The sequence below is a fragment of the Bosea sp. (in: a-proteobacteria) genome, from assembly GCF_023953965.1.
In the GTDB taxonomy this organism is placed as follows: Bacteria; Pseudomonadota; Alphaproteobacteria; order Rhizobiales; family Beijerinckiaceae; genus Allobosea.
Genome location: NZ_JAMLIX010000001.1, coordinates 1,989,773 through 2,003,289, shown reverse-complemented (window position 1 = coordinate 2,003,289; position 13,517 = coordinate 1,989,773). Strand labels below are relative to the sequence as shown.

The 13,517-nt window shown below is 68.6% G+C and carries 17 protein-coding genes; 12 read left to right on the top strand and 5 right to left on the bottom strand.

The window, feature by feature from the left end:
- The 5 genes from narJ to M9917_RS09245 are packed head-to-tail and all read left to right on the top strand — an operon-like array spanning position 1 to position 3,238.
- A complete protein-coding gene (gene narJ / locus M9917_RS09265; protein ID WP_297252970.1) occupies positions 1-738 on the top strand; it encodes a nitrate reductase molybdenum cofactor assembly chaperone in 738 nt (245 codons plus the stop codon).
- A gap of 12 nt (positions 739-750) precedes the next feature.
- Positions 751-1,476, top strand: a complete 726-nt coding sequence (gene narI, locus M9917_RS09260; RefSeq protein WP_297252968.1) for a respiratory nitrate reductase subunit gamma — start codon at positions 751-753, stop codon at positions 1,474-1,476.
- A 23-nt stretch (positions 1,477-1,499) separates the two neighbouring features.
- Positions 1,500-2,333 (top strand): peptidylprolyl isomerase, encoded by an 834-nt coding sequence (locus M9917_RS09255; protein WP_297252965.1) that lies wholly within the window; start codon positions 1,500-1,502, stop codon positions 2,331-2,333.
- 13 nt (positions 2,334-2,346) lie between these two features.
- On the top strand, positions 2,347-2,658 hold the full coding sequence (locus M9917_RS09250) for a hypothetical protein (RefSeq protein WP_297252963.1): 312 nt from the start codon (positions 2,347-2,349) through the stop codon (positions 2,656-2,658).
- 40 nt (positions 2,659-2,698) lie between these two features.
- Positions 2,699-3,238: a DUF2478 domain-containing protein gene (locus M9917_RS09245; RefSeq protein ID WP_297252961.1), complete on the top strand. Its 540-nt coding sequence runs from the start codon at positions 2,699-2,701 to the stop codon at positions 3,236-3,238.
- A 21-nt stretch (positions 3,239-3,259) separates the two neighbouring features.
- Here the strand turns inward: M9917_RS09245 and fixJ are convergent, their stop codons facing one another.
- On the bottom strand, positions 3,260-4,357 hold the full coding sequence (gene fixJ, locus M9917_RS21745; protein ID WP_367273915.1) for a response regulator FixJ: 1,098 nt from the start codon (positions 4,355-4,357) through the stop codon (positions 3,260-3,262).
- 171 nt (positions 4,358-4,528) lie between these two features.
- On the opposite strand from fixJ, the gene M9917_RS09230 reads away from it, so the two are divergent.
- Together M9917_RS09230 and pyrC are read left to right on the top strand one after the other, a co-directional pair.
- Complete coding sequence (locus M9917_RS09230) at positions 4,529-4,786, top strand: DUF6455 family protein (RefSeq protein WP_297252960.1); 258 nt, start codon at positions 4,529-4,531, stop codon at positions 4,784-4,786.
- Positions 4,787-4,984: 198 nt separating this feature from the next.
- Positions 4,985-6,079, top strand: a complete 1,095-nt coding sequence (gene pyrC, locus M9917_RS09225) for a dihydroorotase (RefSeq protein ID WP_297252958.1) — start codon at positions 4,985-4,987, stop codon at positions 6,077-6,079.
- Positions 6,080-6,119: 40 nt separating this feature from the next.
- On the opposite strand, the gene M9917_RS09220 is transcribed toward pyrC, so the two are convergent.
- Together M9917_RS09220 and M9917_RS09215 are read right to left on the bottom strand one after the other, a co-directional pair.
- The gene (locus M9917_RS09220; protein ID WP_297254806.1) at positions 6,120-6,902 is read right to left on the bottom strand and encodes a YggS family pyridoxal phosphate-dependent enzyme; all 783 of its coding nucleotides are present in this window, start codon (positions 6,900-6,902) and stop codon (positions 6,120-6,122) included.
- Between the two features lie 14 nt (positions 6,903-6,916).
- Entirely contained in the window at positions 6,917-7,378 is a 462-nt protein-coding gene (locus tag M9917_RS09215) for a GatB/YqeY domain-containing protein (protein ID WP_297252956.1), read from the bottom strand.
- A 138-nt stretch (positions 7,379-7,516) separates the two neighbouring features.
- Between M9917_RS09215 and carA the strand changes: the two genes are divergently transcribed.
- Positions 7,517-8,725 (top strand): glutamine-hydrolyzing carbamoyl-phosphate synthase small subunit, encoded by a 1,209-nt coding sequence (carA, locus tag M9917_RS09210; protein ID WP_297252954.1) that lies wholly within the window; start codon positions 7,517-7,519, stop codon positions 8,723-8,725.
- Between the two features lie 91 nt (positions 8,726-8,816).
- On the top strand, positions 8,817-9,245 hold the full coding sequence (locus M9917_RS09205; RefSeq protein WP_297252953.1) for a group III truncated hemoglobin: 429 nt from the start codon (positions 8,817-8,819) through the stop codon (positions 9,243-9,245).
- A gap of 9 nt (positions 9,246-9,254) precedes the next feature.
- Here the strand turns inward: M9917_RS09205 and M9917_RS09200 are convergent, their stop codons facing one another.
- Positions 9,255-10,508 carry an SAM-dependent methyltransferase gene (locus M9917_RS09200; protein WP_297252951.1) on the bottom strand — a complete coding sequence of 418 codons (1,254 nt, stop codon included), beginning with the start codon at positions 10,506-10,508 and terminating at the stop codon, positions 9,255-9,257.
- A gap of 163 nt (positions 10,509-10,671) precedes the next feature.
- Here M9917_RS09200 and M9917_RS09195 point away from each other — a divergent pair, with 163 nt between their 5' ends.
- From M9917_RS09195 to M9917_RS09185, 3 genes are all read left to right on the top strand, one after another.
- Positions 10,672-11,367 carry a class I SAM-dependent methyltransferase gene (locus tag M9917_RS09195; protein ID WP_297252950.1) on the top strand — a complete coding sequence of 232 codons (696 nt, stop codon included), beginning with the start codon at positions 10,672-10,674 and terminating at the stop codon, positions 11,365-11,367.
- Positions 11,368-11,452: 85 nt separating this feature from the next.
- Positions 11,453-12,241 carry a hypothetical protein gene (locus tag M9917_RS09190; RefSeq protein ID WP_297252949.1) on the top strand — a complete coding sequence of 263 codons (789 nt, stop codon included), beginning with the start codon at positions 11,453-11,455 and terminating at the stop codon, positions 12,239-12,241.
- A 4-nt stretch (positions 12,242-12,245) separates the two neighbouring features.
- Positions 12,246-12,716: a hypothetical protein gene (locus M9917_RS09185; protein WP_297252948.1), complete on the top strand. Its 471-nt coding sequence runs from the start codon at positions 12,246-12,248 to the stop codon at positions 12,714-12,716.
- A gap of 176 nt (positions 12,717-12,892) precedes the next feature.
- Here M9917_RS09185 and M9917_RS09180 read toward each other — a convergent pair whose 3' ends face one another.
- Positions 12,893-13,297 carry a GtrA family protein gene (locus M9917_RS09180; protein ID WP_297252946.1) on the bottom strand — a complete coding sequence of 135 codons (405 nt, stop codon included), beginning with the start codon at positions 13,295-13,297 and terminating at the stop codon, positions 12,893-12,895.
- Positions 13,298-13,517: the final 220 nt, after the last annotated feature.

Below are 13,517 nucleotides of genomic sequence, written 5' to 3'. Positions count from 1 at the left end.
ATGAAGACACTCAAGGCCCTCTCCGCCCTGCTGAGCTATCCGAGCCGGGATCTGGTCGACGCGATTCCCGAGATCCGCAGCCTCTTGGCCGAGGAGCGCCTCGTCGATCCGCTGCCGCTGGAGCCGCTGCTCAGGATGCTGGAGCGGGAGGACGTCTACGACTCGCAGGAGCGCTACGTGATGCTCTTCGACCGGACGCGCTCGCTCTCGCTGCATCTGTTCGAGCATGTCCATGGCGAAAGCCGCGACCGCGGCCAGGCCATGGTCGACCTGAAGGGCGTCTACGAGGCGGCGGGCTTTGCCATCGATGGCACGGAGCTGCCGGATTTCGTGCCCCTCTTCCTCGAATACTGCTCGCTGCTGCCGGCGAATGAGGCGAAGGCCGTGCTGGCCGATCCGGCCCACATCCTGACGGTCATCGGCGAGCGGCTGCGCAAGCGGGAGACGCCCTATGCCGCCGTCTTCGAGGCGCTGGTTTCGCTGGCGGCAGTCAAGCCCGCGCCGGAGGTGTTCGAGGCGATCGTGCCCGAGACCGAGCAGGACCCGAACGACCTTGCCGCGCTCGACGCCGCCTGGGAGGAGGAGGAGGTCCGCTTCGGCCCGGGCGCGGGCGCCGATTGCGGCGTGGAGACGCTGGCCGCCAGGCTGCGCCAGGCCAGGCGGCCCGCACCGGGCCTCGATGCCGCCACCGTGCAGCGGCCGGGGACCCGCTTCACCCATGCTTCATCCCGCGATTGAGGAGCAGCCGTCATGAACGCGACGCTCAACCACATCCTGTTCGGCTGGTATCCTTATTTCGCGCTGACGGTCTTCCTGCTCGGGTCGCTGGTGCGCTTCGAGCGCGAGCAATACAGCTGGAAGGCGGATTCGAGCCAGCTGCTCCGCCGCAAGCAGCTCGTCGCCGGCTCGGTGCTGTTCCATGTCGGCATCCTGGTGATCTTCTTCGGCCATGCCGGCGGGCTCCTGACGCCGATCGCGATCTTCGACGCGCTCGGCATCTCGCACGGCTTCAAGCAGGGGCTGGCGATCGTCGTCGGCGGGCTTGCCGGCGTGATGTGCTTCGTGGGTCTGAGCCTTCTGCTGCACCGGCGCCTGTTCGATCCCCGCATCCGCAGGAACTCGTCCTTCGCCGACATCGCGGTGCTGCTGATGCTCTATGTCCAGCTCATCCTCGGGCTTCTCACCATTCCGCTGTCGCTCGGCCATATGGATGGGCACGAGATGGTCAAGTTCATGAACTGGGCGCAAGGGACGCTCACCCTGCAGCCCGCCGCCTCGGCCTACGTCGCCGACGTGCATCCGATCTTCAAGGCGCATCTCCTCATCGGCATGACGATCTTCCTCGTCTTCCCCTTCACCCGCCTCGTCCATATCTGGTCGGCTCCGGTCTGGTATCTCGGCCGGACCGGCTACCAGATCGTGCGCACCAAGAAGCGGGCCCCTGCCGGCCGGGGCCCCCTTCCCGCCCGCCGCTGAACGCAGCAGGGGAGATATCCGCCATGTCGTCCTGCCAGGCAAAGCCAGCCGCCCCGGCCCCGAAGGCTCCGATCACGGTCAACGGCGCCGTAATCTCGCGGGCGATGATCGCGCGCGAGGTCCAGAACCACCCGGCCCCGTCGCCCGCCGCCGCCTGGAAGGCCGCGGCGCTCGCGCTCGTCATCCGCGAGGCCCTGCGCCAGGAGGTCCAGCGCCTCGCGATCGAGGCCGAGCCGCTGAGCGATGGCGCAGGCAGGCGCGAGACGGAGGACGAGGCGCGGATGCGCGCCCTCGTCGAGCGGGAAGTCAGCGTGCCCGAGCCGACCGAAGCGGAATGCCGCCGCTATTATGAGCGCAATGCCAGGCGCTTCGGCACGCCCGATCTCTACGAGGCGTCGCATATCCTGTTTGCGGCGCGGCGCGACGATGTGGAAGGCTACGAGCGCGCGCGGCAGCAGGCCGCCGCAGCCATCGCCGAGCTTGCGGCGGCACCCGGCCGCTTCGCAGAGCTCGCGCGCCTGCATTCCGGCTGCCCCTCGGCCGAGATCGGCGGCAATCTCGGCCAGATCGGCCCCGGCCAGACGACGCCGCTCTTCGAGAAGGCGCTCTCGGCGATGACGCCGGGCTCGATCAGCCGCGAGCCGGTGGAGACGCCCTATGGCTGCCACGTCATCCGGCTCGACCGGGCGATCGCCGGCCGCCTCATGCCGTTCGAGCTCGTGCAGGAGCGGATCGCGGCCTATCTCGGCGCGGCGGTGCGGCAGCGGGCGCAGGCGCAATATGTCGCGCGGCTGATCGGCGCGGCCCGGATCGAAGGCATCGACGTGCCCTCGCCGGGCGAGTTCAACGTTCACTGAAAGGCGCCCGGCCATGCTGCTCGGAGACATCATCACCCGCCTCGAAGACGAAGCCATGGCGATGCAGACGCTGGTCGGGCTCAGCGATATCGTGCTCCTGACCCGGGTCGAAGCGGCCGCCGCCACCGAGGGGCTCACGATCGGCGGCTTCGCCGCCCGTGCCGTCGACCGCTTTTCCAGCCAGGCTTCCGACGAGGATTGGGTCACGCTGATCGGCGTCATGGGCCGGACCGGCGATCCCGGCCAGGCCTGTCTGCGCAACATCCTGCAGTTTGCCCTTCGCCCGCCGGAGGCGGCGGCTCATGCTTGCGGCTGCGGCTCCTGAAGGCAACGCCGCGCGAAACGGGGATGAAGGAGGCCGATCAGTGGAGACCCGCCCCGCAGAATGCGGCATCCTGGTTCTCGTGCATGCGCGCGACGAGGCGCCGGACCCGGTCATCGCCCGGGTGGTAGCGCGCCTTGAGGCCAAGGGCCTGAAGCCGCGCGGCCTCATGCAACATGGTGAACCCGCCGGCTGCGGCAACAGCTGCGCGACGCTCTATCTCGACGATATCGGCATGGGGCGCCGGGTCCGCATCTTCGAGGATCGCGGGCCTGAGGCGCAGGGCTGCCGGCTCGACACGGCGGGGCTCGCCGTCGCGGCCGGCTGGCTGCGCGAGGCGGTCGAGGCACGGCCGGACCTGCTCATCGTCAACCGCTTCGGCAAGCACGAAGGCGAGGGGCGCGGCCTGCGCGAGGAGATCGGCATGGCGGTCGCCGCCGGGATTCCGATCGTCATCGCCGTCAAGCGCCAGTATCTGGAGGACTGGCTGGCCTTCGCCGGCGAGGCCTTCGCCACGGCGCCGCTCGATGCCGCAGCGATCGAGGGCTGGTGCTACAGGGCGCTCGCCGCGGTCGACGCCTGATCGGCCGCCGGCGCGGCGTGCTCAGGGCCTGCCGGCGCCGGCCCGCAAGGCGAAGCGGACGAGCTCGGGCAGGCTCGCCGCCCGCATCTTGGTCATGACATGGGCCCGGTAGATCTCGACCGTCCGGGGACTGATGCCGAGCTCATGGGCGATCACCTTGTTGGCCTTGCCCTCGACGAGGCGATCGAGCACCTGCCTTTCGCGCTCGCTCAGCGACTGGAGCCGGGCCAGGATGTCGAGCCCTTGCGCCTCGCGCTGCGTCTTGCGCTGATGCCGCTCGAGCGCCGCGCGCAGGCAGGCGAGCAGCCGCTCGTCGTCGAAGGGCTTCTCGATGAAGTCGACCGCCCCCTCCTTCATCGCCTCGACGGCGAGCGACAGCTCGGCCGGGCCGGTCATCATGATCACGGGCAGGGTGAAGCCGCGCTGGGCGAGGCGGCGGAGAAAGGCGATGCCGTCGATGTCCGGCGTGCGCAGATCGGTGATGATGCAGCCCGCCGGCGCTTGCGTGACGCTGTCCAGAAACCGGCTGGCGGATTCGTGCAGCCTGACCGGAAATCCCTCCGAGGCCAGCAGGAAGGCGAGCGACTGCCGGATGGCCCGATCGCCGTCGACGACATGCACGATGGCGTCACCCTGCATCTCGCCCGGCACCGTGAAGCGCGAGACGGGGGCGAACTCCGGCGGGAGCTGCCTCTCACGCATGGAGTGCAGTTGCGCCTCGCAGGTCCTATGGGCCTCTTCGGCATGCAGTTCGTCGCAGATGTCGCGCAGGACGAGCGCGTATCCGCCCGGGCCGCCGGGCTCGGCCCTCACCGGCGCGATCGAGAGCTGCGCAGGAAACGACGTGCCGTCCCCGCGCCGGCAGAGGCGCTGTATCCCGGCCTCTCCGGCGCCCAGCGCCGCGGCGAAGAGGGCGGCCGTCTCGCCGGCATCGGCCGTGGCGAACAGGCGCGTGAGATCGCGGCCCAGCATATCGGCCGCACTCCAACCGGTGATCTGCGCGGCGCCGGCGTTCCAGCTTCCGATCCGGCCCGCCTCGTCGATGAAGGCCAGGCCGAGGCCGGTCACTGCCTCGACGAGAACCGCGGCCATACGCCGGGCTTCGATCTCGCGGACCAAGAGCGAATTCTCCTGACGGTCACAACACAGACTGTCCGATCGCGGACGTCTTGTCCTTGTGCCGCGACAAAGAACCGAAACATCAAGAGGCGTATGCTACGCTTTCCTCCTGCGAAGGAACATACCATGCCTCAGCGACCGCCAGGGCACGGAGCGACCCGCCGATGGCCCATGTTCACAAGGATGCAGCAACAGACCAGCCTGTTCCGCGAGATGATCGAGAGAGAGGGCGTCGATCCCGCCGCTGCGGCAAGGGAGGACCATGGCGGCGCTTTCGCGCTGGCCGCGCGCCGTTGCCTCGCCTGCCCATACGGCAGCGCCTGCCGCGACTGGCTCGACAGCCACCGGCATGAGCCGGCCCCCGACTTCTGCCGCAACTTCGCCTATCTGTGCCGGGTGAGCGCCTTCTCCAAGGCACCCGGCCCCTAGAGCATCGGATGCGAAAAGTGGAATCCACTTTTCGGAAAAATCCGATGCTCCGACAATGGGCTAGATCATCGTTACCGCATCCGGTAGGACGCGCGACGATCTAGTCGGCCTCATCGCTGTCATTCCCGCGACTGGGCGAGCCGGCGGCAACCGGCTATGGGATGTCTCACCCCGTCGTGGGTCGAGGGAGGCCATGAGATGAGCGTTTCGACGCTGTTCGACAAGATTCCGCGCGAGGCGCCCGGCGCCGTCGAGACGCTGACGATTCGCCGCCCGGACGATTGGCACGTGCATCTGCGCGACGGGGCGATGCTTAAGGCCGTGCTGCCCTTCACCGCCGCCCAGTTCAGGCGCGGCATCATCATGCCGAACCTGGTGCCGCCGGTGACGAGCATCGAGGCGGCCCTGGCCTATCGCGGGCGCATCCTCGCGGCGCGCCCGGAAGGCTGCGACTTCGCCCCGCTGATGACCTGCTACCTGACCGACGCGACCTCGCCCGACGAGATCGAGCGCGGCTTCCGCGACGGCGTCTGGGCCGCCGCCAAGCTCTATCCGGCCGGCGCCACCACCAATGCCCACCACGGCGTCACCGACATCGCCGCGCTCGCCCCGGTGCTGGAGCGGATGGAGAAGATCGGCATGCCGGTCCTCATCCATGGCGAGGCGACCGATCCGGCGGTCGACATCTTCGATCGCGAGGCCGTGTTCATGGAGGAGGAGATGCTGCCGCTCCTGCGGCGGCATCAGGGGCTGAAGGTCGTCGTCGAGCACGTCACCACCGCCGAGACGGTCGCGCTGGTGCGCGCCCATGCCGGCCGCGCCGCCGGGACGATCACGCCGCACCACCTGATCATCAACCGCACCTCGATCTTCCAGGGCGGCTTGCGCCCGCATCTCTATTGTCTGCCGGTCGCCAAGCGCGAGCGCCACCGTCTCGCGCTACGCGAGGCGGCCACCTCCGGCGACGGGAACTTCTTCATCGGCACCGACACCGCTCCGCATCTGCGCGCCGCCAAGCAGGCCGAATGCTGCTCGGCCGGCGTCTTCGGCGGCGCGACCGCGCTGCAAACCTATGTCCAGGTCTTCGACGAGGAGGGCGCGCTTTCCCGTTTCGAGGCTTTCGCCGCCGAGAACGGCGCGCGCTTCTACGGCTTGCCGCTGAACGAGGGCACGATCACGCTGGAGAAGCGGCCGTGCCGCGTCTCCCCGGTCGTGGCGGTCGGCGAGGAGGATGTCGTCGTCTTCCGCGGCGGCGAGGATCTGCCCTGGTCGCTCGGAGGGACGAGGCCGTGACGGCGGACGGAGCCGGGCGGCGCTCCCCCGAGGACACCTGTCAGAGGGGAGCGAGGCCCGGCCAGTAATGCCCGTCCGAGGTCGGCCGCTTGCCGAAGATGGCCTGGCCCACGCGCACGACCGTGGCGCCTTCCGCGATGGCGTCCTCGAAATCCCCGGTCATGCCCATCGACAGGCCGGTCAGGCCCGGATGGTGCTTGACGGCCTCGTCCCGCAAGGCGCGCAGCAGCCTGAAGCAGGGCCGGACCTTCGTCATGTCGGCGCTGAACAGGGCGAGTGTCATCAGCCCGCGCGGCCTCAGGCGCGGAAAACGGGCAAGCGCCGCGACGAAGGGGCCAAGCGCATCCGGCTGCAGTCCGAACTTGCTCTCCTCGCCCGAGGTGTTGACCTGCACATAGACGTCGAGGAAGCGGTCCTCGCGCTCGAGCCGCGCCTCGAGGGCTTCGGCCAGGCGCAGGCTGTCGAGCGCGTGGAACTCCGAGGCGAACCGCGTCAGATATTTGACCTTGTTGGTCTGGAGGTGGCCGACGATGCTCCAGTCGATGGCGAGATCGCCGAGCGCCTCGTGCTTGCCCATCGCCTCCTGGATCTTGTTCTCGCCGAAGGAGCGAATTCCGGCCGCCCAGGCGAGGCGCAGGACAGGGGCCGGCACGGTCTTGGTGATCGGCAACAGCCGCACCGAGCCGCGATCGCGCCCCGCTTGCGCGCAGGCCCGGGCGATCCGATCCTCCACGGCGGCGAGGTTGGCACAAAACAGCGCCAGCGGATCGGCTCCGAAGCGCTGAACGTCCTCCGCGGACAGGGGTTCGTTATCGGTCAAGATGCCTTCCGCCGCGCTCAGCCGCCGAGCGCGGCCTTCACCATCGGGCTCGCCTTGCCGAAATCCATCTGACCGGCGTAAGCCGCGCGCAACACGCCGATCACCTTGCCCATGTCCTTGACCGCGCTCGCCCCGGTCTCGGCGATGGCCTTGTCGATCGCGGCCTTCACCTGCGCCTCCGACATCTGCCGGGGCAGGTAGGAGGCGATCACCGCGACCTCGGCGCGCTCGCCATCGGCGAGCTCGGGGCGGCCGTTGGCGTCGTAGATCGCGATCGATTCCTGGCGCTGCTTGATCATCTTCTGGAGCACGCCGAGGATTTCGTCGGGCGTCGCCTCGCCCTTGCCGGCGCCGCGCGCCTCGATGTCCTTGTCCTTCAGCGCGGCGCTGATCAGGCGGATCGCCGCGACCTTCGCTTTCTCACCGGCCTTCATCGCGTCCTTCATGTCGGCGGTGAAGCGCTCGCGCAGGCTCGTCATCGTCCTCGTTCCTTTTCTCTTGCTCGATTGACGGGCCGCGCCCGGCTCTTTATGGCTCGCGTTCCAGACCGGCGGAGCGGATGCTGATGCCCCGCCTCCGACACTGCCGCGACTTGCGGCCTGGACCGAGACATAGACATGACCGCTCCCGAAGGAAACCCCGCCGCAGGCGGCTGGACCGAACCGCGCGCGACCGCGCTCCTCGTGCTGGCGGACGGCACCGTGCTGGAAGGCTTCGGCCTCGGCGCCGTCGGCGAGGCGCAAGGCGAGGTCTGCTTCAACACCGCCATGACCGGCTATCAGGAGATCCTGACCGATCCGTCCTATGCCGGCCAGATCGTCACATTCACCTTCCCCCATGTCGGCAATGTCGGCGTCAACGAGGAGGATACCGAGACGGTCAACGCCGCCGCCGCCTCGGGCGTGCGCGGCTGCGTGCTCCATGCCGCCGTCACCGAGCCCTCGAACTGGCGTGCGGCCAGGCATTTCGACGCCTGGCTCAAGGCGCGCGGCATCGTCGGCATCTGCGGCATCGACACCCGTGCGCTGACCGCGCTGATCCGCGACAACGGCATGCCCAACGCCATCCTCGCCCATGAGCCGGGCGGCGTCTTCGACATCGAGCGCCTCAAGCAGCAGGCGGCGGCGCTGCCCGCCATGACCGGGCTCGACCTCGTCCCGCTCGTCACCGCCGCCCAGCGCTACGGCTGGGACGAGACGCCTTGGGTCTGGCCCGCCGGCTACGGCAAGCGCGAGAGCGTCAACCACAAGGTCGTCGCCATCGATTACGGCGTGAAGCGCAACATCCTGCGCCTGCTCGCCGGGGCGGGCTGCGACATCACCGTCGTGCCCTCGACCACCTCGGCCGCCGACATCCTGGCGCTGAAGCCCGACGGCGTCTTCCTCTCCAACGGCCCGGGCGACCCGGCCGCGACCGGTGAATATGCCGTGCCGGTGATCAGGGAATTGCTCGACAGGAAGGTCCCGACCTTCGGCATCTGCCTCGGCCACCAGATGCTGGCGCTCGCCATCGGCGGGCGGACGATGAAGATGAAGCAGGGCCATCACGGCGCCAACCACCCGGTGCAGGACAAGACCACGGGCAAGGTCGAGATCGTCTCGATGAACCACGGCTTCGCGGTCGATCCGGAAAGCCTGCCGGCGAACGCGGTCGAGACCCATGTCTCGCTCTTCGACGGCTCGAACAGCGGCATCGCCCTGACAGACCGCCCGGCCTTCAGCGTCCAGCACCATCCGGAAGCCTCGCCCGGCCCGCAGGACAGCCATTATCTCTTCACCCGCTTCACCGAGCTGATGGCGGCACAGAAGGCGAAGCCGGCGGCCTGAGCGCCCGGCATCGGCGCTGCGACACTGGCGGGCCTACACAGCCGGGCCCATCCTTGCCATATCAGGGGCAGCCTCTGCCCCTGATCCCGCGATGATGACCGACAATCCCCTCACCCGGCCCGGTGCCGCCCATCCCGACCTGCGCGAGCCGATGATCGCCCTGCTCGTCGACACCTTCTACGACCGGGCCCGCAAGGACGACCTGATCGGCCCGATCTTCGAGGCCGCCGTCGCAGACTGGGACGAGCACATCGCCAGGATCACCGATTTCTGGAGCAGCGTGATGCTGCGCACCGGCCGCTACAGTGGCCGCCCGCTGCATCCGCACCTCGTCCTGCCGCTGAGGAACGAGCATTTCGACCGCTGGCTCGCGCTGTTCGAGGCGACGGCGAAGGAACTCTGCCCGCCGGAGATCGCCGAAGCCTTCATCGTCAGGGCGCGGCGCATCGCCGACTCCTTCGAAATGGCCCGCGCCAGTGAACGCGGCGAATTCGCCGTCCCGCGCCACAGCCTGCGCTGAAGGCCCCCCTCAGAACCCTTTCGCGGCAAGCGCCTTCTCGTCCTCCGCGACATAGTCGCGGATCACGGGGACGGCGCTCCTGTGCTGGCCCAGCAGGAGCTGGAACACCATGTCGCCGCCGATGTCGAAGGAGATCGAGCAGGCGCAAAGGTAGAATTCCCACATCCGGGCGAAGCGCTCGCCCAGCATGGCGACCACCTCCCCGCGCCTTGCCATGAAACGCTCGCGCCAGGCTTCGAGCGTCCAGTGATAGTGCCGGCGCCAGAACTCGCAGTCGGAGGCCCATAAGCCCGTCTGCTCGACTGCGGCGAACACCTCCGACAGCGCCGGCGCATAGCCGCCGGGAAAGATGTACTTCTCGAAGAACGGGCCTGTGAAGCCCGGCGGCCCGGCCCGACCGATGCAGTGGACGAGGGCGATGCCGTCCGGCGTCATCAGGTCGCGGATGCGCTCGAAGTATTCGAGGTAATGCGCGACGCCGACATGCTCCATCATGCCGACCGAGACGACGCGGTCGAAGCGCCCGGCAAGCTCGCGATAATCCTTGTTGACGAAGCTGACGGCCTCGCCGACGCCTGCGGCCTCGGCCCGCTCCTGTGCGGCCGCCATCTGGTCGGGCGAGACGTTGAGGCCCGTCACCTTCGCCCCGCAGGCGCTGGCCAGATAGATCGCGAGCTCCCCCCAGCCCGAGCCGATGTCGAGCACGCTCATGCCGGGCTCGACCTTGAGCTTGGCGGCGATGTGCCTGAGCTTCGCCTTTTGCGCGTTCTCCAGCCCGACCTCCGGCGAATGCCAGTACCCGCAGGAATAGGTCATCGTCTGGTCGAGCCAGAGCCGGTAGAAATCGCTCGGGATGTCGTAGTGATGCTTGACCTTGCGGCCGGCGACGCCGAGCGGATTGTGCATGCGCCAGCGCCGGATCCTGAAGCGGAACTGCCGGATCGCCTTCTGCAGCGGGTCCTTGCGCATCTCGCGGCGCTGCAGCCAGAACAGCGTCAGCAGATCGTGGATCGTGCCATCCTCGAAGTCGATCCGCCCGTCCATGTAGCCTTCCGCCAGAGCAAGCTCCGGATTGAGGAAGAGCTCGCGCTCGATGCGGTCGTCGCGGAAGCGCACGGTGACGGCGGGCGCCATCCGAACGACGCCGGCGAAGGGCAGTTCCGCCGGCCCTGCGCCGAAGACATGCCGCTTGCCGTCGGGCGTGACGACGGTCAGGCGTCCGTGGCGGACGAAGCGCTTGAGCAATCGCGGCAGCAGAAGCATGGGTGCTCCTCGTCTCGATTCGGGCCATCCGGGCGACGAGGCGACTAAAGCGGAAACGCCGCGCCGACGAAACCCTCAGCTGTTGCGGAACCGCCCGGCTTGTGCGTAGTCAAGCCGACACAGGCGGCCGCGACCGGCCGCTCCCGAAGGATCGACGGCACCGATGTCCTGGCGCGATTTCTGGAACGGCGAGCATGCGATCTATGTCTCGCCGCGCCACAAGGCCCTGCATTACCGCGCCGTCGCGACCGACCTGATCGGCCATGTTCCCGCCGCCGACGCCGTCGTCCTCGACCATGGCTGCGGCGAGGCGCTCGATGCCGGCCGCGTCGCCGCCGCCTGCGGGCGGCTCTATCTCTGCGAGGCGGCGCCCACCGTGCGCGAAAAGCTCAGGGCGCGCTTCGGCCGCGACGACGCCATCGCCGTGGTCTCGCCCGAGGAGGTCGAGGCCATGGCCCCGGCCACGCTCGACCTCGTCGTCGCCAATTCGCTGGTCCAGTATCTCTCGCAGGGCGAGCTGAAGGCGCTGCTGGCGACGTGGCGCGACCGGCTGAAGCCCGGCGGCACGCTCATCGTCGCCGACGTCATCCCGCCCGACGTCAGCCCGCTGACCGACGCCTCTGAGCTGCTCGCCTTCGCCTGGCACGGCGGCTTCCTCTCGGCAGCGCTCGCCGGGCTCGTGCGCACCGCCTTCTCGGACTATCGCAAGCTCAGGGCCCGCTACGGCCTCTCGACCTATACGGCGGAAGCGATCACGGATCTGATCCGCGAAGCCGGCTTCGTCGATCTCCGGCGGCCGGAAAATTTCGGCCACAACCCGCACCGGATGACCTTCAAGGCGGCAAAGCCCGCCGAATAGACGAAAGCGGAATCGCCAAACATCTTGATTCGGCGGCCGAGATATGGCTTTGAGCGCGGCTTGCCCCTTGAAGGCGCGAGATCCCGTGCAGGACCAATTCGCCTGTCCCTATTGCGATGCCGCGCTCAACCGGGGCGTGCTGTCCTGCCGCTGCTGCGGCCGGGACCTCACCCCCATCCTGCCGCTCATCAGCCGCCTCGAGCTGCTCGAGGCGCGCCTCGAGGCCTTCGAGAAACGCGCCGAGGAGGAGCGCGCTGCCCGCCCGGCGCCGGTCGCCGAGGCCGTTCCGGCCCCCGTGGCGGAAAAGCCGGCTCCTGCGCCCGTCACCCACCATCAACACGCCACGCGCCGGCGCTTCTGGGTGCTGCCCTTCGGCATGGTGCTGCTGCTCATCGCCTATTGCGCGGTGGTGCTCTGGCTCGACCTGCCGCTGTGGACGCTCAGGCTCGCCTCGATCGCGATCCCCTTCCTCACCGGGCTGATCTATTTCGGCATTCGCCCGCGGCTGATCGCCTTCGATATCGGCGTCGCGATCGGATTCGCGATTTTTTCCGTCGCGACCATGAACGCATTGCTGAGCTGGCACGACAACATACCGCTCCTTCCGCAGGGCCCGGCAGCCTGGCGCGAGACCTCGTTCTACGCGCTGAGCATCGGCGCCTCCATGTTCTCGGGGATGTTGCTGCGCGTGACGCAGGCTGCGCTGAGCGCGCGCGGCCTCGTCTCGCTGCCGGAACTGCGAAAGGGGCTCCTGGCCGTCAACGGCAAGGTCCCGATGGAAACGCTGAAGACCATCGAGACCGCCATCCTGATGACCACGACCTTGATTTCAGCCATCGCCGGCCTCGTCGCCGGGCTTCTGGGAGTGCGATAGAATCATGATCAAGTCGGTGCTCGTTTCGCTCATTCTGCCTGCCGTTCTCACCGCCGCCCCCCTGCTCACGGCCGCGCAGGCCGCCGACCCGGTCCAGCTCATCACCCGCGAGGAGGCCGGCCTGCCGAAGGCGGCCACGGCCGTCGCCAGCACCCGCAACCTGACGCGCGGCCCCGGCATCGACACCCTGCCGACCCCGGACAAGGGCGTCGACGGCAAGCCTTTCCGCCTTTCCGTGCGCTTCATGCCGAGCAACGGCGTGCCGATCGATCCGGCGAGCGTGCGCGTGCTCTATCAGCGCCAGCCCCCGCTCGACATCACCGAGCGCATCAAGCCCTACATCACGCCCGCCGGCATCGACGCGCCGGCCGTCGTCGTACCCGGCGGCAATCATGTCCTGGAGATCGAGGCGACCGACAAGGAAGGCCGCACCGGCCGCAGGCAGCTCACCCTGACCGTCGTGCCGACGCAGTGAGGCGAAACGGGCGGCGTGAGCGGAACAAACCTTGTCATTCCGGGGCTTCGCGGAGCGAAGAACCTAAGAACCCACGACCGGGTAAGCCGCCGACAACCCTGCATTGGATGTCCGACCCGGTCGTGGGTTCTTAGGTTCGCGCCTGCGGCGCGCCCCGGAATGACAATGGCGTGGGCCTATCCCGTCCGGTCGGCGAAGCTGAAGAATTTGTGGCCGAGGAAGGAAAACACCATCACCACCCCCGTGGTGACGAATTGCATCGGCAGATAGGGCAGGCCTGCCCGGGCCACGAACAGATGCATCAGGACGCCGGTGAGCACGAAGCCGCCGGCCGCGATCAGGGCGAAGCGCCAGCCGGCCTCAGCATGGCCGCGCGTCGCGTCGAAGGTCATCCAGCGGTTGAGCGCATAGGAGACCAGCGCGCCGACGATGAAGCCCGCGAGCGTCGCCGGCACCGGATCGACATGGGCGAGCTCGACCAGCCCGATCAGCACGCCGTAATGCGCGACCGCCGTCAGCCCGCCGGCGAAGGCGTAAGCGAGGAGCTGGCGGAACTGTCGCGGATAGCGGCGAAGCGGCATCCGGGCCTTCTAGAGCAGGCTGCAATGAATGGAAACGCGGTCATCCCGGCTTTCGCTTCGCTCCGGCCGGAACGCGGCGCCGTTGCGTAGCCGCATATCCGCCTGTGTGTCGCAGCGCTGCGAAGACGCTTTTTTCTTCCTTCCGCCGCCTTGCCCGTCTATAGCGAGCGCCTAGCATTCCAATCAGACGCCCGCTGCGCCTCCGCTCGCCCGATCGGAT

Bases quoted from the DNA above. Each gene is read 5' to 3' on its own strand.
- narJ (WP_297252970.1), top strand. From the start codon at position 1: ATGAAGACACTCAAGGCCCTCTCCGCCCTGCTGAGCTATCCGAGCCGG.
- narI (WP_297252968.1), top strand. From the start codon at position 751: ATGAACGCGACGCTCAACCACATCCTGTTCGGCTGGTATCCTTATTTC.
- M9917_RS09255 (WP_297252965.1), top strand. From the start codon at position 1,500: ATGTCGTCCTGCCAGGCAAAGCCAGCCGCCCCGGCCCCGAAGGCTCCG.
- M9917_RS09250 (WP_297252963.1), top strand. From the start codon at position 2,347: ATGCTGCTCGGAGACATCATCACCCGCCTCGAAGACGAAGCCATGGCG.
- M9917_RS09230 (WP_297252960.1), top strand. From the start codon at position 4,529: ATGTTCACAAGGATGCAGCAACAGACCAGCCTGTTCCGCGAGATGATC.
- pyrC (WP_297252958.1), top strand. From the start codon at position 4,985: ATGAGCGTTTCGACGCTGTTCGACAAGATTCCGCGCGAGGCGCCCGGC.
- M9917_RS09215 (WP_297252956.1), bottom strand. From the start codon at position 7,378: ATGACGAGCCTGCGCGAGCGCTTCACCGCCGACATGAAGGACGCGATG.
- carA (WP_297252954.1), top strand. From the start codon at position 7,517: ATGACCGCTCCCGAAGGAAACCCCGCCGCAGGCGGCTGGACCGAACCG.
- M9917_RS09205 (WP_297252953.1), top strand. From the start codon at position 8,817: ATGATGACCGACAATCCCCTCACCCGGCCCGGTGCCGCCCATCCCGAC.
- M9917_RS09200 (WP_297252951.1), bottom strand. From the start codon at position 10,508: ATGCTTCTGCTGCCGCGATTGCTCAAGCGCTTCGTCCGCCACGGACGC.
- M9917_RS09195 (WP_297252950.1), top strand. From the start codon at position 10,672: ATGTCCTGGCGCGATTTCTGGAACGGCGAGCATGCGATCTATGTCTCG.
- M9917_RS09185 (WP_297252948.1), top strand. From the start codon at position 12,246: ATGATCAAGTCGGTGCTCGTTTCGCTCATTCTGCCTGCCGTTCTCACC.
- M9917_RS09180 (WP_297252946.1), bottom strand. From the start codon at position 13,297: ATGCCGCTTCGCCGCTATCCGCGACAGTTCCGCCAGCTCCTCGCTTAC.